The organism is Pseudomonas sp. GW456-L12 (assembly GCF_059424045.1).
This window is the reverse complement of the sequence record NZ_JBWKZA010000008.1, coordinates 233,857-255,354: the sequence shown is the minus strand read 5'-3', so window position 1 is coordinate 255,354 and position 21,498 is coordinate 233,857. Positions and strand designations below refer to the sequence as shown.

18 protein-coding genes and 2 tRNA genes are annotated in these 21,498 nt (G+C 58.6%); 18 read left to right on the top strand and 2 right to left on the bottom strand.

Annotation, left to right across the window (positions count from 1 at the left end; translation table 11 throughout):
- Window positions 1-85: 85 nt before the first annotated feature.
- Entirely contained in the window at window positions 86-1,759 is a 1,674-nt protein-coding gene (gene recN / locus AC07Y9_RS13495) for a DNA repair protein RecN (RefSeq protein ID WP_102678670.1), read from the bottom strand.
- Window positions 1,760-2,011: 252 nt separating this feature from the next.
- Between recN and grpE the strand changes: the two genes are divergently transcribed.
- From grpE to AC07Y9_RS13455, 8 genes are all read left to right on the top strand, one after another.
- On the top strand, window positions 2,012-2,578 hold the full coding sequence (gene grpE, locus AC07Y9_RS13490; RefSeq protein ID WP_007920848.1) for a nucleotide exchange factor GrpE: 567 nt from the start codon (window positions 2,012-2,014) through the stop codon (window positions 2,576-2,578).
- A gap of 102 nt (window positions 2,579-2,680) precedes the next feature.
- Entirely contained in the window at window positions 2,681-4,597 is a 1,917-nt protein-coding gene (gene dnaK / locus AC07Y9_RS13485) for a molecular chaperone DnaK (protein WP_007920851.1), read from the top strand.
- A 324-nt stretch (window positions 4,598-4,921) separates the two neighbouring features.
- Window positions 4,922-6,046, top strand: a complete 1,125-nt coding sequence (gene dnaJ, locus AC07Y9_RS13480; protein WP_007920853.1) for a molecular chaperone DnaJ — start codon at window positions 4,922-4,924, stop codon at window positions 6,044-6,046.
- Between the two features lie 10 nt (window positions 6,047-6,056).
- A complete protein-coding gene (gene dapB, locus AC07Y9_RS13475) occupies window positions 6,057-6,863 on the top strand; it encodes a 4-hydroxy-tetrahydrodipicolinate reductase (RefSeq protein ID WP_007920855.1) in 807 nt (268 codons plus the stop codon).
- 258 nt (window positions 6,864-7,121) lie between these two features.
- Window positions 7,122-8,258: a glutamine-hydrolyzing carbamoyl-phosphate synthase small subunit gene (gene carA, locus AC07Y9_RS13470; RefSeq protein WP_007920857.1), complete on the top strand. Its 1,137-nt coding sequence runs from the start codon at window positions 7,122-7,124 to the stop codon at window positions 8,256-8,258.
- Window positions 8,259-8,362: 104 nt separating this feature from the next.
- Complete coding sequence (gene carB / locus AC07Y9_RS13465; RefSeq protein WP_102678669.1) at window positions 8,363-11,584, top strand: carbamoyl-phosphate synthase large subunit; 3,222 nt, start codon at window positions 8,363-8,365, stop codon at window positions 11,582-11,584.
- The gene (gene greA / locus AC07Y9_RS13460; protein ID WP_007920862.1) at window positions 11,581-12,057 is read left to right on the top strand and encodes a transcription elongation factor GreA; all 477 of its coding nucleotides are present in this window, start codon (window positions 11,581-11,583) and stop codon (window positions 12,055-12,057) included. The genes carB and greA overlap by 4 nt, the downstream gene beginning before the upstream one ends.
- Before the next feature lie 28 nt (window positions 12,058-12,085).
- Window positions 12,086-12,490 carry an MFS transporter gene (locus AC07Y9_RS13455; RefSeq protein ID WP_102678668.1) on the top strand — a complete coding sequence of 135 codons (405 nt, stop codon included), beginning with the start codon at window positions 12,086-12,088 and terminating at the stop codon, window positions 12,488-12,490.
- Window positions 12,491-12,502: 12 nt separating this feature from the next.
- Here the strand turns inward: AC07Y9_RS13455 and AC07Y9_RS13450 are convergent, their stop codons facing one another.
- Window positions 12,503-12,811 carry a YhbY family RNA-binding protein gene (locus AC07Y9_RS13450; protein WP_007920867.1) on the bottom strand — a complete coding sequence of 103 codons (309 nt, stop codon included), beginning with the start codon at window positions 12,809-12,811 and terminating at the stop codon, window positions 12,503-12,505.
- A 106-nt stretch (window positions 12,812-12,917) separates the two neighbouring features.
- Here AC07Y9_RS13450 and rlmE point away from each other — a divergent pair, with 106 nt between their 5' ends.
- The 10 genes from rlmE (at window position 12,918) to nusA (ending at window position 21,483) form a co-directional block, all read left to right on the top strand.
- A complete protein-coding gene (gene rlmE, locus AC07Y9_RS13445) occupies window positions 12,918-13,547 on the top strand; it encodes a 23S rRNA (uridine(2552)-2'-O)-methyltransferase RlmE (protein ID WP_007920869.1) in 630 nt (209 codons plus the stop codon).
- 201 nt (window positions 13,548-13,748) lie between these two features.
- A complete protein-coding gene (gene ftsH, locus AC07Y9_RS13440) occupies window positions 13,749-15,653 on the top strand; it encodes an ATP-dependent zinc metalloprotease FtsH (protein WP_009046930.1) in 1,905 nt (634 codons plus the stop codon).
- Between the two features lie 8 nt (window positions 15,654-15,661).
- Window positions 15,662-16,513, top strand: a complete 852-nt coding sequence (gene folP, locus AC07Y9_RS13435; protein ID WP_102678667.1) for a dihydropteroate synthase — start codon at window positions 15,662-15,664, stop codon at window positions 16,511-16,513.
- Between the two features lie 16 nt (window positions 16,514-16,529).
- A complete protein-coding gene (gene glmM / locus AC07Y9_RS13430; protein ID WP_009046932.1) occupies window positions 16,530-17,867 on the top strand; it encodes a phosphoglucosamine mutase in 1,338 nt (445 codons plus the stop codon).
- 66 nt (window positions 17,868-17,933) lie between these two features.
- Complete coding sequence (gene tpiA, locus AC07Y9_RS13425; protein ID WP_007920876.1) at window positions 17,934-18,689, top strand: triose-phosphate isomerase; 756 nt, start codon at window positions 17,934-17,936, stop codon at window positions 18,687-18,689.
- Window positions 18,690-18,693: 4 nt separating this feature from the next.
- On the top strand, window positions 18,694-19,077 hold the full coding sequence (secG, locus tag AC07Y9_RS13420; RefSeq protein WP_009042126.1) for a preprotein translocase subunit SecG: 384 nt from the start codon (window positions 18,694-18,696) through the stop codon (window positions 19,075-19,077).
- A 29-nt stretch (window positions 19,078-19,106) separates the two neighbouring features.
- Window positions 19,107-19,192: transfer RNA gene (locus AC07Y9_RS13415), tRNA-Leu, on the top strand.
- A gap of 96 nt (window positions 19,193-19,288) precedes the next feature.
- Window positions 19,289-19,365, top strand: a tRNA-Met gene (locus AC07Y9_RS13410).
- Between the two features lie 130 nt (window positions 19,366-19,495).
- The gene (rimP, locus tag AC07Y9_RS13405) at window positions 19,496-19,954 is read left to right on the top strand and encodes a ribosome maturation factor RimP (RefSeq protein ID WP_007920877.1); all 459 of its coding nucleotides are present in this window, start codon (window positions 19,496-19,498) and stop codon (window positions 19,952-19,954) included.
- Window positions 19,955-20,001: 47 nt separating this feature from the next.
- Window positions 20,002-21,483, top strand: a complete 1,482-nt coding sequence (gene nusA, locus AC07Y9_RS13400) for a transcription termination factor NusA (protein ID WP_007920878.1) — start codon at window positions 20,002-20,004, stop codon at window positions 21,481-21,483.
- Window positions 21,484-21,498: the final 15 nt, after the last annotated feature.

Genomic DNA, 21,498 nt, shown 5'->3' with positions numbered 1-21,498 from the left:
TCGCGCGGACATAGTCCGCGAAACGATCGAAGGCGACCCAAGGGTCGCCTTCGTGCTTTCTGCTCTTTATTAAAGTGGCAGGGACTCAAGCCTTGGCGGTAACCACCATTTTTTTCGCGTGGGCCAGCGACTCCTTGGTCAGGTCGATGCCGCCCAGCATCCGCGCTACCTCTTCGATCCGCTCGGTCTTGCCCAGTTTGGAAACCGCGGTGTGAGTCGCATCGCTGCCGCGCACCTTGTGCACAAAAAGATGTTGATGGCCCTGGGCTGCCACCTGCGGCAAGTGGGTGACCGTCAATACCTGGCCGCGCTCACCGAGGCGACGTAGCAGTTGGCCGACGATCTCCGCGGTCGGGCCGCCGATGCCGACGTCCACTTCGTCGAATACCAGGGTCGGGACACGAGAGGTCTGCGCGGTAATCACCTGGATTGCCAGGCTGATCCGCGACAGTTCGCCCCCGGATGCGACTTTAGCCAGGGCCTTGAGCGGCTGGCCGGGGTTGGCGCTGACCAGCAGCTCGACCTGCTCGAGGCCGTTGGGCTGCAGTTCATCGCCGCTGTTGGCGTGCAGTTCGATGGTGAAGCGGCCGCCAGGCATGCCCAGGCGCTGGATTTCCTGTTCTACGGCGCTGGCCAGGCTGGTTGCGGCCTGCTGGCGCAGCTCGCTCAGCTCCCTGGCTTTTTTGTGATAGTGCCGGGCATAGGATTTCAGCTCATCGCCCAGGCGCTCAATGGATTCGTCATTGGCATCCAGAGTTTCGATTTCCTCCAGCAGTTTCTGCTGCATGGCTGCCACCTCGGTGGGCTGGATCCGGTGTTTGCGGGCCAGGGTATAGATGGCGTCCAGCCGCTCCTCCAGTTGTTGCAGGCGCGCCGGGTCCGCATCGAAATGGTCGACGAAGCGATTCAGTTCGCCGACGGCTTCTTCGACCTGGATTTGCGCGCTGGCCAGCAGGTTGGTGGCTTCCGCCAGGGCGCCGGAGGTGTTGCCGATGCTCGACAGGCGATTGAGGCTCGCTGTGAGGGCGCTGAGGACGTTGCCCGAATCACTTTCGCTGCAATGCTCGACGACTTGCCGGCAGATGCCCAGCAGGCTTTCGGCATTGGTCAGGTTCTTGTGTTCGAGTTCCAGTTGCTCGAGTTCGTTTTCGCCCAGGGCGAGGTTCTCCAGTTCCTCCAGCTGATAGCTGAGGAGCTGGTGGCGCGCCCGCTGCTCGTCCCCGGAGTTGGACAGGCGCTCCAATTCCTGGCGGGTCTGGCGCCAGCGCTGGGCCGCCAGCGATACCTGGCGAGCCAGGTCGGTGGCGCCAGCGTATTCGTCGAGCAGGCGGCGGTGGGTATCGGTTTTCAGCAGCGACTGGTGTTCATGCTGGCTGTGGATGTCGATCAGCAGTTCGCCGAGTGCCTTGAGGTCGCCTAGCGGGCACGGGGAGCCATTGATGTAGCCACGGGAACGGCCTTCGGCGGTGATGACCCGGCGCAGGATGCATGGGCTGTCGTTGTCCAGGTCGCGTTCGGCGAGCCAGGTGCGGGCCTCGGGAATGTCTTCCAGGTCGAAGGTGGCGAGAATGTCGGCCTTGTCGGCACCTGGGCGTACTACGCCACTGTCGGCGCGATCACCCAGGGTCAGCCCCAGGGCGTCGAGCATGATCGATTTGCCGGCGCCGGTTTCACCCGTGATGACGCTCATCCCGCGATCCAGTTCCAGATCGAGATGCTCAACGATGGCGTAGTTGTGTACGGACAGGTGCACCAGCATAAAGGCCGCTCCCAAGCTTTAGGTCTGGTTATTTATACAGTGTTTTGTTTTCGGCTGACAATGCCTGCCCTTAGCTCGATTCGCTTGCTTGACGGATTTTTTTATCGTGTGCGGGAATAATTGGTGACCGGCGTTTGGGGTCGTCCAATGATTTTTGCCGAGGGCGCGGCCCTTGAACCTGGAAAATGCGACCCCATATACCGGGGCAGAAGCGTGAGTTGAGCTCGCGGACGATATTGAAAGGAGAATTTTATGGCTGACGAACAGACGCTGGATACGCAAAATCTCGACGCCAATCAGGCCCCCGAGGCCTCGGGCGAAGATCTGGCGGCTCGTGTGCAAGTGCTCGAAGAGCAGTTGGCTGGCGCTCAGGATCAGGCATTGCGTGTTGCGGCCGATCTGCAGAACGTCCGCCGCCGTGCCGAGCAGGATGTAGAAAAAGCTCACAAATTCGCCCTCGAGCGTTTTGCTGGCGACCTGCTGCCAGTGATCGACAGTCTCGAGCGCGGTCTTGAGTTGTCCAGCCCGGACGACGAAAGCATTCGCCCGATGCGTGAAGGTATCGAACTGACCCTGAAGATGTTCCAGGACACCCTGAAGCGTTATCAGTTGGAAGCGATCGATCCGCATGGCGAACCATTCAACGCTGAACAGCACCAGGCGATGGCCATGCAGGAAAGTGCCGACGTCGAGCCGAACAGCGTTCTCAAGGTGTTCCAGAAGGGCTATCAGCTCAACGGTCGCCTGCTGCGCCCGGCCATGGTCGTGGTCAGCAAGGCGCCCGCACCGGTTTCGCCTTCGATTGACGAGAAGGCTTGAAATCGCGCGCAGGGGCCCCATTTATAGGTCAAGCGTTTAAGTGCTACCGCAGTCGGCCACCATTGCTGCGGCAACAAAATCTAAAGTTTCGGGAGAGTTAACATGGGCAAAATTATCGGTATCGACCTGGGGACTACCAACTCCTGCGTCTCCATTCTTGAAAACGGCAACGTAAAAGTTATCGAAAACGCTGAAGGCGCGCGTACCACGCCGTCCATCATCGCTTACGCCAACGATGGCGAAATCCTGGTTGGCCAGTCGGCCAAGCGTCAGGCCGTGACCAACCCGCACAACACCCTGTACGCGGTGAAGCGTCTGATCGGTCGCCGTTTCGACGAAGAAGTCGTACAGAAAGACATCCAGATGGTCCCTTACAAGATCGTCAAGGCTGACAACAACGACGCCTGGGTTGAAGTGAACGGCCAGAAAATGGCTCCGCCACAGATCTCGGCCGAAATCCTCAAGAAAATGAAGAAGACCGCCGAAGACTACCTCGGCGAGGCCGTGACCGAAGCGGTGATCACCGTTCCGGCCTACTTCAACGACAGTCAGCGCCAGGCGACCAAAGACGCCGGCCGCATCGCGGGCCTGGATGTAAAACGTATCATCAACGAACCAACCGCGGCCGCTCTGGCTTACGGCATGGACAAGGCCAAGGGCGATCACACCGTGATCGTTTATGACTTGGGTGGCGGTACCTTCGACGTATCCGTGATCGAAATCGCTGAAGTCGATGGCGAGCACCAGTTCGAAGTACTGGCAACCAACGGTGACACCTTCCTCGGTGGTGAAGACTTCGACATCCGTCTGATCGACTACCTCGTGGACGAGTTCAAGAAAGAAAGCGGCATGAACCTCAAGGGTGACCCGCTGGCCATGCAGCGCCTGAAAGAAGCCGCTGAAAAAGCCAAGATCGAGCTGTCCTCGAGCCAGCAGACCGACGTCAACCTGCCGTACATCACCGCAGATGCCACTGGTCCTAAGCACCTGAACGTGAAGATTTCCCGCGCCAAGCTGGAGTCGCTGGTCGAAGACCTGGTTCAGCGCACCATCGAGCCTTGCCGCATCGCCATGAAAGACGCCGGTATCGACGTCAGCAAGATCGACGACGTGATCCTGGTCGGCGGTCAGACCCGCATGCCGCTGGTGCAGAAGCTGGTCACCGATTTCTTCGGTAAAGAAGCACGTAAGGACGTGAACCCGGACGAAGCCGTTGCCATGGGTGCTGCCATCCAGGGCGCGGTACTGGCCGGTGACGTGAAAGACGTACTGCTGCTGGACGTCAGCCCGCTGACCCTGGGTATCGAAACCATGGGTGGCGTGATGACCGCGCTGATCGAGAAAAACACCACGATTCCTACCAAGAAATCGCAAGTGTTCTCGACTGCCGACGACAACCAGGGCGCAGTGACCATTCACGTGCTGCAGGGCGAGCGTAAGCAAGCCGCGCAGAACAAGTCCCTGGGCAAGTTCGACCTGGCCGAGATTCCACCAGCTCCACGTGGCGTGCCGCAAATCGAAGTGACCTTCGACATCGACGCCAACGGCATCCTGCACGTAGGCGCGAAAGACAAGGCGACCGGCAAGACCCAGTCGATCGTGATCAAGGCCAACTCCGGTCTGTCCGAGGAAGAAATTCAGCAGATGGTTCGTGATGCTGAAGTCAACGCCGAAGAAGACCGCAAGTTCGAAGAGCTGGCCAGCGCGCGCAACCAAGGCGATGCCCTGGTTCACTCGACTCGCAAGATGATCGCTGATGCGGGCGACAAAGTGACTGCTGAAGAGAAGGCTGCGATCGAAGCTGCCGTGGTTGCCCTTGAAGCCGCTATCAAAGGCGACGACAAGGCTGCCATCGACGCCAAGGTCGAAGAGCTGTCGAAAGTGTCCGCTCCGGTCGCTCAGAAGATGTACGCCGAGCAGGCTCAGCCGGCAGAAGGCGCAGCTTCGCAGGGTGAATCGGCCGAGAAAGCCGACGACGTCGTCGACGCTGAGTTCGAAGAAGTAAAAGACCACAAGTAAGACTGCTTGTTGGTCGGCCGGTTGACTGCCTTTGTGCGGTGACTGGTAGGATGTCGCCGCGCGGGAGCTTGCTCCCGCGTTGGCGTGTCTGGAGCAAGCGAATTTTTTACGGCGTGCGGCTCTTTTCGCGCGCTGGCGGTACGGTCGGAAATGCTCCTGCTTTCCGTTCGGGATTACCGCAGTTGTCGGCCAGTCTGTTGGTCGTCTATCCAAGACCAGGATCGTTGAATTGACGTGAGTTGGGTCCGGGCCTGTATTGGGGCTCAACGAGTTTGGCGAGGCTCAGGAGAGCATTGTCGAACGTCCTTAAGAGTGTGAAGACTTATGGCAAAGCGTGACTATTACGAAGTATTGGGTGTGGAGCGAGGCTCGAGCGAAGCCGACCTGAAAAAGGCTTACCGCCGCCTGGCGATGAAGCACCACCCGGACCGTAATCCCGGCGACAAAGCGTCGGAAGATATGTTCAAGGAGGCCAACGAGGCCTATGAAGTATTGTCTGACTCGAGCAAGCGCGCGGCTTATGACCAGTACGGTCACGCCGGTGTCGATCCGAGCATGGGCGGTGGTGGTGCCGGCTTTGGTGGCCAGAACTTCTCCGACATCTTTGGCGATGTCTTCAGTGATTTCTTTGGTGGCGGTCGTGGCGGCTCCCGTGGCGGGGCTCAGCGTGGCAGCGACTTGCGCTACACCCTGGAGCTGAACCTGGAAGAGGCGGTGCGCGGCACCACCGTGAATATCCGCGTTCCGACGCTGGTCAACTGCAAGCCTTGCGACGGCTCGGGCGCCAAGAAAGGCTCCTCGCCTGTTACCTGTCCGACCTGTGGCGGTATCGGCCAGGTGCGCATGCAACAGGGCTTCTTCTCGGTGCAGCAGACCTGCCCGCGTTGCCATGGCCAGGGCAAGATCATTTCCGATCCGTGCGATTCCTGTCATGGCGAAGGTCGCGTCGAAGAGTACAAGACGCTGTCGGTTAAGGTACCGGCGGGCGTCGATACCGGCGACCGCATTCGTCTGTCCGGAGAAGGAGAGGCGGGGACCCAGGGCGGCCCTACGGGCGACCTGTATGTGGTGATCAATGTGCGTGAGCACTCGATCTTCCAGCGCGACGGCAAGCACCTGTTCTGTGAAGTGCCTATCAGCTTCGTTGACGCGGCGCTGGGCGGCGAGCTGGAAATCCCGACGCTGGATGGCCGGGTCAAGCTGAAGATCCCTGAGGGCACCCAGACCGGCAAGCAGTTCCGTGTGCGTGGCAAGGGCGTGGCTCCGGTGCGTGGCGGCGGTGCTGGCGACTTGATGTGCCGGGTTGCGGTGGAAACGCCGGTGAACCTGAGTCGTCGTCAGCGTGAATTGCTCGAAGAGTTGCGTGGTTCCCTGGCGGACGACAATACCCACTCGCCGAAAACCACTGGCTGGTTCGAAGGCGTGAAGCGCTTCTTCGGCGACCTGTAAGGAGCGAAGCATGCGACGTATAGCTGTGATGGGCGCCGCAGGGCGCATGGGTAAGAACCTGGTGGAGGCCGTGCAACAGCGCTCGCCGCTCTCCGGACTTACCGCGGCGATCGTGCGGCCTGGCAGTTCGTTGGTCGGTGCCGATGCTGGCGAGCTGGCATCGCTGGGGCGCATCGGTGTGCCGATGTCCGACAGCTTGGAAAAGGTTGCCGATGAATTCGATGTGTTGATCGATTTCACGCTGCCGGAAGTGATGCTGAAGAACCTGGCGTTCTGCCGCAAGGCGGGCAAGGCCATGGTGATCGGTACCACGGGCTTGGGCGCCAAGGAAAAGCAGGTGCTGGCCGAGGCAGGCAAGGATATTCCGATCGTGTTCGCCGCCAACTTCAGCGTTGGCGTCAATCTGTCGCTGAAGCTGCTCGACATGGCAGCCCGTGTGCTGGGCGATGATGCAGACATCGAAATCATCGAGGCGCATCACCGGCACAAGATCGACGCGCCTTCGGGGACGGCTCTGCGCATGGGCGAGGTGATTGCCGATGCGCTGGGGCGTGATCTGCAGAAGGTCGCGGTGTATGGCCGTGAAGGCCATACCGGCGCTCGTGAGCGTGAAACCATTGGTTTCGCCACGGTCCGGGGTGGTGATGTGGTGGGCGATCACACGGTGTTGTTCGCTGCTGAGGGCGAGCGTCTGGAGATTACCCATAAGGCTTCCAGTCGCATGACTTTCGCCAAGGGTGCAGTACGTGCTGCGTTGTGGCTGGACGGTCGTCCGGCGGGTCTTTATGACATGCAGGATGTGCTGGATCTGCGTTGAGATGCATCCAAAACAGGGCTAGGCTTCGCGCTTGAGCCCTGTTTTACCCCGCTAAGCGATGTTCTGTCGCATTCCTCTGCCTTTAAGGCTCTTTAGCGGTGGACCAAAAAGGCCTTTTTCTGTAAGCTACAGCTTTAGTGTGTCCACTAAAAGCGCGCAGAATAATTCGGTGAAGAAGCGGGGTGACGTGTCCATACGTCACTCCGCTTTTTTACAACCTGCGATCGCCCTTTCAGGCTTTATTTACGGGAGGTCTTCTTGACTAAGCCAGCCATACTCGCCCTTGCTGATGGCAGCATTTTTCGCGGCGAAGCCATTGGAGCCGACGGTCAAACCGTTGGTGAGGTGGTGTTTAACACCGCAATGACCGGCTATCAGGAAATCCTTACCGATCCTTCCTACGCCCAACAGATCGTTACCCTGACTTACCCGCATATCGGCAATACCGGCACCACGCCGGAAGACGCCGAGTCCGATCGTGTCTGGTCGGCCGGTCTGGTGATTCGCGACCTGCCACTGGTTGCGAGCAACTGGCGTAACACCCTGTCCCTGTCCGATTACCTGAAAGCCAACAATGTTGTGGCGATCGCCGGTATCGACACCCGTCGCCTGACGCGCATCCTGCGTGAGAAAGGCGCGCAGAACGGCTGCATCATGGCCGGTGACAATATCTCCGACGAAGCGGCGATTGCCGCAGCGCGCGGCTTCCCTGGCCTGAAAGGCATGGATCTGGCGAAGGTCGTCAGCACCAAGGAAAGCTACGAGTGGCGCTCCAGCGTCTGGAGCCTGAAGACCGACAGTCATCCGACCATCGAGGCTTCCGAGCTGCCGTACCACGTGGTTGCCTACGACTACGGCGTCAAGCTGAACATCCTGCGCATGCTGGTCGAGCGCGGTTGCCGCGTGACCGTAGTGCCTGCGCAAACTCCGGCCAGCGACGTCCTGGCACTCAAGCCTGACGGCGTGTTCCTGTCCAACGGTCCTGGCGACCCCGAGCCTTGCGATTACGCCATCCAGGCGATCAAGGACGTGCTGGAAACCGAGATCCCGGTCTTCGGTATCTGCCTGGGCCACCAACTGCTGGCACTGGCCTCCGGCGCCAAGACGGTGAAGATGGGCCACGGCCACCACGGTGCCAACCACCCGGTCCAGGACCTGGACAGCGGTGTAGTGATGATCACCAGCCAGAACCACGGTTTTGCGGTGGACGAAGCCACCCTGCCAGGCAACGTGCGGGCGATCCACAAATCGCTGTTCGACGGTACCCTGCAAGGCATCGAACGTACCGACAAGAGCGCGTTCAGCTTCCAGGGTCACCCTGAAGCGAGCCCGGGCCCGAACGATGTGGCGCCGCTGTTCGATCGTTTTATCAACGAGATGGCCAAGCGACGCTGAGTGCTCGCCCCTGAAGGTGGCCCCGGCCTCGGCGGCCCCTTCAGCGCTTCAGAGATTTGATCAAGACGGCTTGCCGACTGACCTGCGGATTTGAGTGACAACCCATGCCAAAACGTACAGACATTAAAAGCATCCTGATTCTCGGCGCTGGCCCGATCGTGATCGGCCAGGCTTGCGAATTCGACTACTCCGGCGCCCAGGCCTGCAAGGCCCTGCGCGAAGAGGGTTACCGGGTCATCCTGGTGAACTCCAACCCGGCGACCATCATGACCGACCCGGCCATGGCCGACGCCACCTACATCGAGCCGATCAAGTGGCAGACCGTTGCCAAGATCATCGAGAAAGAACGTCCGGACGCTCTGCTGCCGACCATGGGTGGCCAGACTGCGTTGAACTGCGCCCTGGACCTGGAGCGTGAAGGCGTTCTGGAGAAGTTCGGCGTGGAAATGATCGGCGCCAATGCCGACACCATCGACAAGGCCGAAGACCGCTCGCGCTTCGACACCGCGATGAAGGCGATCGGCCTGGAGTGCCCGCGCTCCGGTATCGCCCACAGTATGGACGAGGCCAATGCGGTCCTCGAGAAGCTGGGCTTCCCGTGCATCATCCGCCCGTCCTTCACCATGGGCGGCACCGGTGGTGGTATCGCCTACAACCGTGAAGAGTTCGAAGAAATCTGCGCCCGTGGCCTGGACCTGTCGCCGACCAAGGAACTGCTGATCGACGAATCGCTGATCGGCTGGAAAGAATACGAGATGGAGGTGGTCCGCGATAAAAAGGACAACTGCATCATCGTTTGCTCGATCGAAAACTTCGACCCGATGGGCGTGCACACCGGTGACTCGATCACCGTGGCTCCGGCACAGACCCTGACCGACAAGGAATACCAGATCCTGCGCAACGCCTCCCTGGCGGTACTGCGTGAGATTGGCGTGGAAACCGGTGGCTCCAACGTCCAGTTCGGCATCTGCCCGAACACTGGCCGTATGGTGGTGATCGAGATGAACCCGCGGGTATCCCGTTCTTCGGCCCTGGCTTCGAAAGCCACCGGCTTCCCGATCGCCAAGGTCGCCGCCAAGCTGGCCGTGGGTTACACCCTGGACGAGCTGTCGAACGACATCACCGGTGGCAAGACCCCGGCGTCCTTCGAACCGTCCATCGACTACGTCGTGACCAAGCTGCCACGCTTCGCCTTCGAGAAGTTCGCCAAGGCCGATGCCCGCCTGACCACTCAGATGAAGTCGGTGGGTGAGGTGATGGCCATCGGCCGGACCTTCCAGGAATCCCTGCAGAAAGCGCTGCGTGGCCTGGAGGTGGGTGTCTGCGGTCTGGATCCGAAGCTCGACCTGAGCAACCCGGAAAGCATGAACGTGCTCAAGCGCGAGCTGACTGTGCCGGGCGCCGAGCGTATCTGGTACGTGGCTGATGCGTTCCGTGCCGGCATGACCGTCGAGCAGATCTTCGGCATGAACATGATCGACCCTTGGTTCCTGGTGCAGATCGAAGATCTGATCAAGGAAGAGGAGAGGGTCAAGACGCTGGGTCTGTCGGCCATTGACCGCGACCTGATGTTCCGCCTCAAGCGCAAAGGTTTCTCCGACCAGCGTCTGGCCAAGCTGCTGGGCGTGACCGAGAAGAACCTGCGTACCCACCGCCACAAGCTGGAAGTGTTCCCGGTCTACAAGCGCGTCGACACCTGCGCGGCCGAGTTCGCCACCGATACCGCCTACCTGTACTCGACCTATGAGGAAGAGTGCGAGGCTGCACCTTCGGGTCGCGACAAGATCATGATCCTGGGTGGCGGTCCGAACCGTATCGGCCAGGGCATCGAGTTCGACTACTGCTGCGTGCACGCGGCACTGGCGCTGCGTGACGATGGTTACGAAACCATCATGGTCAACTGCAACCCGGAAACCGTTTCCACTGACTACGACACCTCCGATCGCCTGTACTTCGAGCCAGTGACCCTGGAAGACGTGCTGGAAATCGTCCGCGTCGAGAAGCCAAAAGGCGTGATTGTCCAGTACGGCGGCCAGACTCCGCTGAAACTGGCGCGAGCCCTGGAAGCGGCCGGCGTGCCGATCATCGGTACCAGCCCTGACGCCATCGACCGTGCCGAAGACCGCGAACGCTTCCAGCAGATGGTCGAGCGCCTGAACCTGCGTCAGCCACCAAACGCCACCGTGCGCAGCGAAGACGAAGCGATTCGTGCCGCGGCCAAGATCGGCTACCCGCTGGTGGTGCGTCCATCCTATGTGCTGGGCGGCCGGGCGATGGAAATCGTTTACGAAGAAGAAGAGCTCAAGCGCTACCTGCGTGAAGCGGTGCAAGTGTCCAACGACAGTCCGGTGCTGCTGGACCACTTCCTCAATTGCGCCATCGAGATGGACGTGGATGCGGTCTGCGACGGCAAGGATGTGGTGATCGGCGCGATCATGCAGCACATCGAACAGGCTGGCGTGCACTCCGGTGACTCCGCTTGCTCGCTGCCGCCGTACTCGCTGCCTGCGCACATCCAGGACGAGATGCGCGAACAGGTCAAGAAGATGGCCCTGGAGCTGGGCGTGGTCGGCCTGATGAACGTGCAGTTGGCCTTGCAGGGCGAGCAGATCTACGTCATCGAAGTGAACCCGCGTGCTTCCCGTACCGTGCCGTTCGTTTCCAAGTGCATCGGTGTCTCCCTGGCGATGATCGCCGCGCGCGTCATGGCGGGTAAGACCCTGAAAGAGCTGGGCTTCACCAAGGAAATCATTCCTAACTTCTACAGCGTCAAGGAAGCGGTGTTCCCGTTCGCCAAATTCCCGGGTGTCGACCCGATCCTTGGCCCGGAGATGAAGTCGACCGGCGAAGTGATGGGTGTCGGTGACACCTTCGGCGAAGCCTTCGCCAAGGCCCAGATGGGCGCTAGCGAAGTGCTGCCGACTGGTGGTACTGCGTTCATCAGCGTGCGTGACGACGACAAGCCGCTGGTTGCGGGTGTGGCTCGTGATCTGATCAACTTGGGCTTCGAAGTGGTCGCTACTGCCGGTACTGCCAAGCTGATCGAGGCGGCAGGCCTGAAGGTGCGCCGTGTGAACAAGGTGACTGAAGGTCGTCCGCACGTGGTCGACATGATCAAGAATGACGAAGTCACGCTGATCATCAACACCACCGAAGGTCGTCAGTCGATCGCTGACTCTTATTCCATTCGTCGTAACGCCTTGCAGCACAAGATCTACTGCACCACCACCATTGCTGCGGGCGAGGCCATCTGTGAGGCGCTCAAGTTCGGTCCGGAAAAGACCGTGCGTCGCTTGCAGGATCTACATGCAGGATTGAAGGCATGAATAAATACCCAATGACCGTCCAGGGTTCCAAGGCCCTGGAAGAAGAGTTGACGTTCCTAAGCAAGGTCGAGCGGCCACGCTTGAGCCAGGCCATCGGTGAGGCTCGAGAACTCGGTGACCTCAAGGAAAACGCTGAATACCATGCTGCCCGCGAGGAGCAGGGAATGGTTGAAGCGCGCATCCGTGATATTGAAGGCCGCCTGCAAAACTCGGTTGTCATCGATGTGACGAGCATTCCTCATACAGGCAAGGTGATTTTCGGCACTACCGTCGAAATCGCCAACGTCGAAACCGATGAGAGCGTCACTTACCAGATCGTTGGTGAGGATGAGGCTGATATCAAGCTCGGAAAGATCTCTGTAGGTTCGCCCATTGCCCGTGCCTTGATCGCCAAGGAAGAGGGTGATGTGGTTGCCGTTAAAACGCCTAGCGGCGTGATCGAGTATGAGATTGTCGAAGTCCGCCACGTCTGAACGAGGGCGCCTGCTGAATGCAGGCGCCATGCTTTGGCAGCTGACTCAGATGTTGTGGGTCGGTGGTGTGTGGTTGTTGCATGTCGGCTTGTTGCCGGTGCTGGGCCAGATTGGCCTGGCGCCGCTGCTGATCGAAGAGATCGGTAATGCGCTGAGTGCGCTGCTGGTTGGTTTTTCAGCGGTATGCATCGTTCTTCAGGTGCTGGTATTGGTGCGTGCTGAAGGGCTGGCGAGCCTGTGGCGGGATATGCGAGGGCAGCTGCTGTTGGTGGCGTTATGTGCGTGCACGATGTATTTCGTGGTGCGCCTCGGGCTGTCGGATGTCGAGCGCTGGCAGCTGTTCAGCTATCTTGTCTTGGCTTTTTCCGGTCTGGTGCTGGTATTGCAGCCGGTGCCTGGGTGGAGTGGCAGGGCGCGCGAAGCACGCCCTTGACCCCTGTCGACGTCAGTGGAAGCGATGGACGTTGGACAGTTGCTTGTTTACCTTGGCGTTCTTGCGATAAATCAACGCCATTTTGCCGATGACCTGCACCAGATCCGCTTTGCCGGCCTTGCACAGTTCTGCAATGGCTTCCAGGCGGGACTCGCGTTCGAGGATGTTGAGCTTGATCTTGATCAGCTCATGATCGCTCAAGGCACGTTCAAGTTCGGCCAACACACCTTCGGTCAAACCGTTGTCAGCCACAGTCAATACTGGTTTCAGATGGTGGCCAATGGATTTGTACTGTTTCTTCTGCTCTTGAGTGAGCGGCATAATCTGACCCCTGCGTCTGATCTTGTAAAAAGCGGCGGCCAGTTTACCCGAGCGCGTCCGGGACCGCCCAGTTAATCACGACCCGTTTTATTTTTTGAGGTGGCCCGTGGCCCGTTCCAAGACAAGCCATAACTGGCTGAAAGAGCACTTCAACGACCCATTCGTCAAAATGGCGCAAAAAGATGGGTACCGTTCGCGTGCCAGCTACAAGCTGCTGGAAATCCAGGAAAAGGATCGCCTGATCCGTCCTGGAATGAGTGTTATCGATCTGGGCGCGGCGCCAGGGGGCTGGTCGCAGGTGACCAGTCGTCTGATCGGCGGGCAGGGGCGACTGATCGCTTCCGACATTCTGGAAATGGATAGCATCCCTGATGTCACCTTCATTCAGGGCGACTTCACCGAAGATGCAGTGTTGGCTCAAATCCTCGAGGCGGTCGGAAATTCCCAGGTGGACCTTGTGATTTCCGATATGGCCCCCAATATGAGTGGTACGCCTGCCGTAGATATGCCGCGGGCGATGTTTCTGTGCGAGTTGGCACTTGATTTGGCGGGGCGGGTTCTGCGTCCCGGTGGCGACTTCCTGATAAAGATTTTCCAGGGAGAAGGTTTCGACGAATACCACAAGAACGTTCGCAAGATGTTCGACAAGGTGGTGATGCGCAAACCGAGTTCTTCCCGTGATCGTTCTCGCGAGCAGTATCTGCTGGGACGTGGCTTTCGCGGGCGTATCGAGTAAAGGTTGTTTTTGACCGGGTTGATAGTTTTTTCGTATTTCGCCCCGGGGGCTTAAGCGAATATTGTGTAATCTGGGTTTCACAAAGGGTTACAGACAGCGCCTGCCAGAGCTGTAGGTAATGTAGTAAGTTAGGTCGGTGAATATCATGCGAAGCGCGCGCCAGCAGCGGAGCTTGCTTCAGAGGGTAGTTAATTGAACGATATGGCAAAGAATCTGATCCTGTGGTTGATCATCGCGGCTGTCCTGGTGACGGTGATGAACAACTTCTCCAGCCCTAACGAGCCGCAGACCCTCAACTATTCCGACTTTATCCAGCAAGTTAAGGATGGCAAGGTCGAGCGCGTAGCCGTTGATGGTTATGTGATTACCGGCAAGCGCAACGATGGCGATAGCTTCAAGACCATTCGTCCTGCGATTCAGGACAACGGCCTGATCGGTGACCTGGTGGATAACCACGTGGTCGTCGAAGGCAAGCAGCCTGAGCAGCAAAGCATCTGGACCCAACTGCTGGTCGCCAGCTTCCCGATCCTGGTGATCATCGCCGTCTTCATGTTCTTCATGCGGCAGATGCAGGGTGGTGCTGGTGGCAAGGGCGGGCCGATGAGCTTCGGTAAGAGCAAGGCGCGCCTGTTGTCCGAAGATCAAGTGAAAACCACATTGGCGGATGTCGCGGGTTGCGACGAGGCCAAGGAAGAAGTGGGTGAACTGGTTGAGTTTCTCCGCGATCCGGGCAAGTTCCAGCGCCTGGGCGGTCGTATTCCTCGTGGCGTGCTGATGGTTGGCCCGCCGGGTACTGGTAAGACCTTGCTGGCCAAGGCCATTGCTGGTGAAGCCAAGGTTCCGTTCTTCACCATCTCCGGTTCCGACTTCGTCGAAATGTTCGTTGGGGTGGGTGCCAGCCGCGTTCGCGATATGTTCGAACAGGCCAAGAAACACGCCCCGTGCATCATCTTCATCGACGAGATCGATGCCGTTGGTCGCCATCGTGGTGCCGGCATGGGTGGTGGTCATGATGAGCGTGAGCAGACTCTCAACCAACTGCTGGTAGAGATGGATGGCTTTGAAATGAACGACGGCATCATTGTTATTGCCGCCACCAACCGTCCTGATGTGCTGGACCCGGCGCTGCTGCGTCCAGGCCGCTTTGACCGTCAGGTTGTGGTTGGTTTGCCGGATATCCGTGGCCGTGAGCAGATTTTGAAAGTTCACATGCGTAAAGTGCCGATGGGTGAAGATGTCGCGCCGGCCGTGATTGCCCGTGGTACGCCCGGCTTCTCTGGTGCCGACCTGGCCAACCTGGTGAACGAGGCGTCGCTTTTCGCTGCCCGTAGCGGCAAGCGCATCGTCGAAATGAAAGAGTTCGAGCTGGCAAAAGACAAGATCATGATGGGCGCGGAGCGCAAATCCATGGTCATGTCCGAGAAGGAAAAGCAGAACACGGCTTATCACGAAGCGGGTCACGCCATTGTCGGTCGCGTAGTGCCTGAGCATGATCCGGTCTACAAGGTTTCGATCATCCCGCGTGGTCGGGCTCTGGGTGTAACCATGTTCCTGCCGGAAGAGGATCGCTACAGCTTGTCCAAGCGTGCGCTGATCAGTCAGATCTGCTCGCTGTACGGCGGTCGTATCGCTGAAGAAATGACATTGGGCTTCGATGGTGTAACTACCGGTGCTTCTAACGACATCATGCGCGCGAGCCAGATTGCGCGGAACATGGTGACCAAATGGGGGCTTTCCGAAAAACTGGGTCCGTTGATGTACGCCGAAGAAGAGGGCGAGGTCTTTCTGGGGCGCAGTGCTGGCAGCCAGCATGCAAGCCTGTCTGCAGAAACCGCCAAGCTGATCGACTCCGAAGTTCGTAGCATCATCGACCAGTGCTATGGCACCGCCAAGCAGATCCTCACGGATAACCGCGACAAGCTGGATGCGATGGCCGATGCCTTGATGAAGTATGAAACCATCGATGCCGAGCAGATCGACGACATCATGGCTGGTCGTACCCCTCGCGAGCCTCGCGATTGGGAGGGCGGCTCGGGTACCACACCTCCAGTGGTGCAGAACGAACGTCCAGAGACACCGATCGGCGGCCCGGCTGCTGACCACTAAGGTTTGAAATGACTTCTATGTCGTCCTCGACCCGGTTGCCTTGCGGCAACCGGGTTCTTGATTTGGCCCATACGCATGTCATGGGCATTCTTAATGTAACTCCCGACTCCTTCTCCGATGGTGGCCGTTTCAGTCAGCTTGATGCTGCCTTGCGCCATGCCGAAAGTATGGTGTTGGCGGGCGCGACGCTCATCGATGTGGGGGGCGAGTCCACTCGTCCTGGTGCAAGGGCGGTATCGCCGCTTGAAGAGCTTGAGCGGGTAGCACCTATCGTCGAGCGCATCCATCGTGAACTGGATGTCATTATTTCGGTCGATACATCCACGCCTGCTGTCATGCGCGAAACTGCGCGCCTGGGTGCGGGGTTGATCAATGATGTCCGCTCGTTGCGGCGGGATGGCGCGCTGGATGCTGCGGCGGCCACAGGTTTACCGGTCTGCCTTATGCATATGCTCGGTGAGCCTGGCGATATGCAAGACAATCCGCAGTATCGGGATGTAACCAAGGAAGTGGGGGAGTTCCTGGCTGACCGTATGGCTCAGTGTGCAGCAGTGGGTATCGGATCGGAACGGATCATTCTGGATCCGGGTTTTGGCTTCGCGAAGACCCTGCAGCACAACTTGAGCCTGTTCAAGCATATGGATGCCCTGCATGCCCTTGGTCGACCTCTGCTGGTCGGAGTTTCACGAAAGAGCATGATAGGTCAGGCATTGAGTCGCCCCGTCGGCGAGCGGCTGTATGGCGGATTGGCTCTTGCCGCTCTGGCAATGTCCAAAGGGGCAAAGATCCTGCGGGTCCATGATGTGGCTGAGACGGTGGATGTCGTGCGGATGATTACAGCTGTGGAATCAGCCGAATAAGAATGATGGAGCACTTATGAGCAAGAAATACTTTGGCACCGACGGCATTCGCGGTCGTGTGGGCGTGTACCCTATTACTCCCGATTTCATGCTCAAGCTGGGCTGGGCTGCGGGTATGGCCTTTCGCAGTATGGGTGCCTGTCGTGTGTTGGTGGGCAAAGACACGCGCATTTCCGGTTACATGTTCGAGTCTGCGCTTGAGGCGGGCCTGTCCGCTGCTGGGGCGGATGTAATGCTGCTGGGGCCGATGCCCACTCCTGCCATCGCCTACCTGACCCGCACTTTCCATGCCGAGGCGGGGATCGTGATCAGCGCGTCGCATAATCCTCACGATGACAACGGGATCAAGTTTTTCTCGGGTGAAGGTACCAAGCTCCCGGATGAAGTCGAGCTGATGATCGAAGAGCTGCTGGATGCGCCGATGACTGTGGTGGAGTCCAGCAAGCTGGGTAAGGTATCGCGCATCAATGACGCCTCGGGCCGTTACATTGAATTCTGTAAGAGCAGCGTTCCTTCCAGTACCAGCTTTGCGGGTCTGAAGATTGTTGTCGATTGTGCCCACGGTGCGACCTACAAGGTCGCGCCCAGTGTTTTTCGTGAGTTGGGCGCTGAAGTGGTGGTGCTCTCCGCACAGCCTAACGGTCTGAACATCAACGACAATTGTGGCTCGACCCACATGGGGCAGTTACAGGCTGCGGTATTGGCCGAGCACGCCGATCTGGGTATCGCCTTCGATGGTGATGGCGATCGGGTGTTGATGGTCGACCATACAGGCGCCATTGTCGATGGTGACGAACTGTTGTTCATCATTGCCCGGGATTTGCACGCGCGTAACAAGCTGCAGGGCGGTGTGGTCGGTACCTTGATGAGCAATCTGGGTCTCGAGCTGGCCTTGGCTGATCTGGGTATTCCATTCGTGCGCGCCAATGTCGGTGACCGTTATGTCATTGCCGAGCTGCTTGAACGCCAATGGCTGGTAGGCGGTGAAAACTCCGGCCATATCGTGTGCTTCCAGCACACTACCACGGGTGATGCGATCATTGCCGCCCTGCAGGTGCTGATGGCACTGAAACGGCGTGATGAAGGCTTGGCACAGTCGCGTCAGGCGCTGCGCAAATGTCCGCAGATTCTGGTCAATGTCCGTTTTGGCGGTGGAGCCAATCCTGTCGAGCATCCGGCTGTGAAAGAGGCATGCGCGCGTGTCACTACCGCGATGGCTGGGCGTGGGCGGGTGTTGCTGCGCAAGTCGGGCACCGAGCCTTTGGTTCGCGTCATGGTCGAAGGTGATGATGAAGCCCAGGTCCGTGGCTATGCTGACGAACTGGCAAAACTGGTTGCGGAAGTTTCTGCCTGATTTCGGCTTGCCAGTGTTGATGCGGTTGGGTAACATCTGCGCCCACTTTGACCGACGAGGTACAGCATGCGTCGCCCTATGGTAGCTGGTAACTGGAAAATGCACGGTACCCGCGCCAGCGTCGCTGAGCTGATCAATGGCCTGCGTCATCTGGCCTTGCCTAGCGGTGTTGATGTCGCGGTATTCCCGCCTTGCTTGTATATCAATCAGGTGATTGATGGCTTGAAAGGCAAGTCGATTTCGGTCGGCGCGCAGAATTCTGCGGTGGAGCCCATGCAAGGTGCGCTGACAGGGGAGATTGCTCCGAGTCAGCTGGTGGATGCAGGTTGTTCCCTGGTATTGGTTGGGCATTCCGAGCGTCGCCTGATGATGGGTGAGCGTGACGGTACGCTGAATCGCAAATTCGCAGCAGCACAGGCTTGTGGCTTGAAGCCGGTCTTGTGTGTAGGGGAAACCCTCGAGCAGCGCGAGGCCGGGAAGACTCTTGAAGTTGTCGGGCGTCAGCTGGGTAGCATCATCGAAGAGTTGGGTGTTGGCGCGTTTGCCAATGCCGTTATCGCTTACGAGCCGGTCTGGGCCATTGGTACCGGGCTGACTGCTTCGCCGCAACAGGCCCAGGATGTGCACGCAGCCATTCGGGCGCAGTTGGCGGCAGAGAATTCTGAAGTGGCACGAGGTGTGCGGCTTCTATACGGCGGCAGCGTGAAGGCGGCCAATGCGGTCGAACTGTTCGGCATGCCGGATATCGATGGGGGGCTCATTGGTGGAGCTTCCCTGAATGCAGATGAGTTCGGTGCGATTTGTCGCGCCGCGGGAAACTGAAAAAATGCTGGAAACAGTCGTAGTCGTTTTTCATCTGCTGGGTGCGCTGGGCGTAGTAGCTCTGGTATTGCTGCAGCAGGGTAAAGGTGCGGACGCTGGCGCGTCTTTCGGAGCAGGTGCTTCAAATACTGTGTTCGGAAGCCAAGGTTCCTCTACCTTTCTTAGTAAGTTTACTGCTATACTTGCCGCAGGTTTTTTCATAACCAGCTTAGGGTTAGGTTACTTTGCTAAAGAGAAAGCTCATGAGCTGACTCAAGTAGGTCTGCCAGATCCAGCGGTGCTTGAAGCGCCAAAGCAAAAACCGGCTTCTGATGATGTCCCGGTGCTCCAAGAGCAAAAGTCGGCAACCAATGCGACTGACGTACCTCCAGCTCAAGAGCAGAAGTAAGAAGAGTTTCACGCAGTAACGTAGTCTATGCCGAGGTGGTGGAATTGGTAGACACGCAACCTTGAGGTGGTTGTGCCCATAGGGTGTAGGGGTTCGAGTCCCCTTCTCGGTACCAATTATCAGGAGAGCCCGCTGTTGCGGGCTTTCTTGTAGGTGGAAGGTTACATTGACCCAAAAAGGGATCGGTCGTATACTTCCGCCCCAGCTTTGTCGCGGGGTGGAGCAGTCTGGTAGCTCGTCGGGCTCATAACCCGAAGGTCGTCGGTTCAAATCCGGCCCCCGCAACCAGTTTTAGCGGAGCCCCTTTTCAGGGGCTTTTTGTTAGCTGGACACTTTATAACGCCGCTATTCAACGGCGTTTCCGGGATGGGCGCTTCGCCCATTTTTTATTTGCACAAGCATGCACGAGGGGGTTCAGGTGTCGAGCAAGCTAGAACAGTTGCAGGCCTTGTTGGCCCCGGTGGTCGTGGCCCTTGGCTATGAATGCTGGGGTATCGAGTTTTCGGCTCAAGGTCGCCACTCACTGTTGCGCGTTTATATCGATAAAGAAGGCGGTGTGCTGGTGGACGACTGTGCCATCGTCAGCCGTCAGATCAGCGGCGTTCTGGATGTCGAAGATCCGATCTCCGTTGAATACACCCTTGAAGTTTCCTCTCCTGGCATGGAACGCCCGCTGTTCACCCTTGAACAGTTTGCCAAGTATGTCGGTGAACAAGTGAAGATCAAGCTGCGCTCGCCTTTTGAAGGTCGGCGTAATTTTCAGGGCCTTCTCCGCGGGGTGGAGGAGCAGGACGTCGTGGTGCAGGTGGAAGACCACGAGTTCCTGTTGCCGATCGACATGATCGACAAGGCCCACATAATTCCCAGTTTTGACTGAGACGCGGATCCCGCGGATCCAATGGCTTGCGAAAGGCGAGGCGTACGATGAGCAAAGAAGTACTGCTGGTTGTTGAGTCGGTATCCAATGAAAAGGGTGTACCGGCAAGCGTAATTTTTGAAGCGCTGGAGCTGGCTCTGGCCACTGCTACCAAAAAGCGTTTCGAGGACGAAGTTGATCTGCGTGTGGAAATCAATCGCCACACCGGTGCTTACGAGACTTTCCGTCGCTGGACGGTAGTCGAGGAAGCCGATCTGGACGATCCGGCTGTGGAAACCTGGCCGAGCAAGGTCCAGGAAACCCATCCGGGCGCGAAAGTCGGTGATGTCGTCGAGGAAAAGATCGAGTCGATCGAATTCGGCCGCATTGCTGCGCAGACCGCCAAACAGGTCATCGTGCAGAAAGTCCGCGAAGCCGAGCGTGCTCAAGTCGTTGACGCTTACCGCGAGCGCTTGGGTGAAATCATCTCCGGCACCGTGAAAAAAGTGACCCGCGACAACGTGATCGTCGACCTGGGTAACAACGCTGAAGCGCTGTTGGCCCGTGAAGACATCATTTCTCGCGAGACTTTCCGTGTTGGCGTGCGTCTTCGTGCGCTGCTCAAGGAAATCCGCACCGAGAACCGCGGCCCGCAGCTGATCCTGTCGCGCACCGCGCCGGAAATGCTGATCGAGCTGTTCCGTATCGAAGTGCCGGAAATCGCCGAAGGCCTGATCGAAGTCATGGCTGCCTCCCGGGATCCGGGTTCGCGCGCCAAGATTGCGGTCCGTTCCAAAGACAAGCGCATTGACCCTCAGGGTGCGTGCATTGGCATGCGCGGTTCGCGCGTCCAGGCCGTTTCCGGTGAGTTGGGCGGTGAGCGTGTGGATATCGTCCTGTGGGACGACAACCCGGCGCAGTTCGTGATCAACGCCATGTCGCCGGCTGAAGTCGCGGCAATTATCGTCGACGAAGATGCCCATGCCATGGACATCGCCGTTGGCGCAGACAATCTGGCTCAGGCCATCGGTCGCGGTGGTCAGAACGTGCGTCTGGCTAGCCAGTTGACTGGCTGGACCCTGAACGTGATGACCGAATCGGACATCCAGGCTAAGCAGCAAGCTGAAACCGGCGACATCCTGCGCAACTTCATCGATGAGCTGGAAGTCGACGAAGAGCTGGCACAGGTGCTGGTTGATGAAGGCTTCACCAGCCTGGAAGAGATTGCCTACGTACCGTTGGAAGAAATGCTCAACATCGACGGCTTTGACGAAGACATCGTCAACGAGCTTCGCGCTCGTGCCAAGGATCGCTTGTTGACTAAAGCCATCGCTACTGAGGAAAAGCTGGCAGACGCCCATCCGGCCGAAGACCTGCTCTCGCTTGAGGGTATGGACAAGGATTTGGCGATGGAACTGGCGGTGCGCGGCGTAATTACCCGCGAAGACCTGGCCGAGCAGTCTATTGACGACCTGCTCGACATCGACGGCATTGACGATGATCGTGCCGGCAAGTTGATCATGGCCGCCCGAGCCCATTGGTTCGAGTAATAGGCGCGGCCTGAG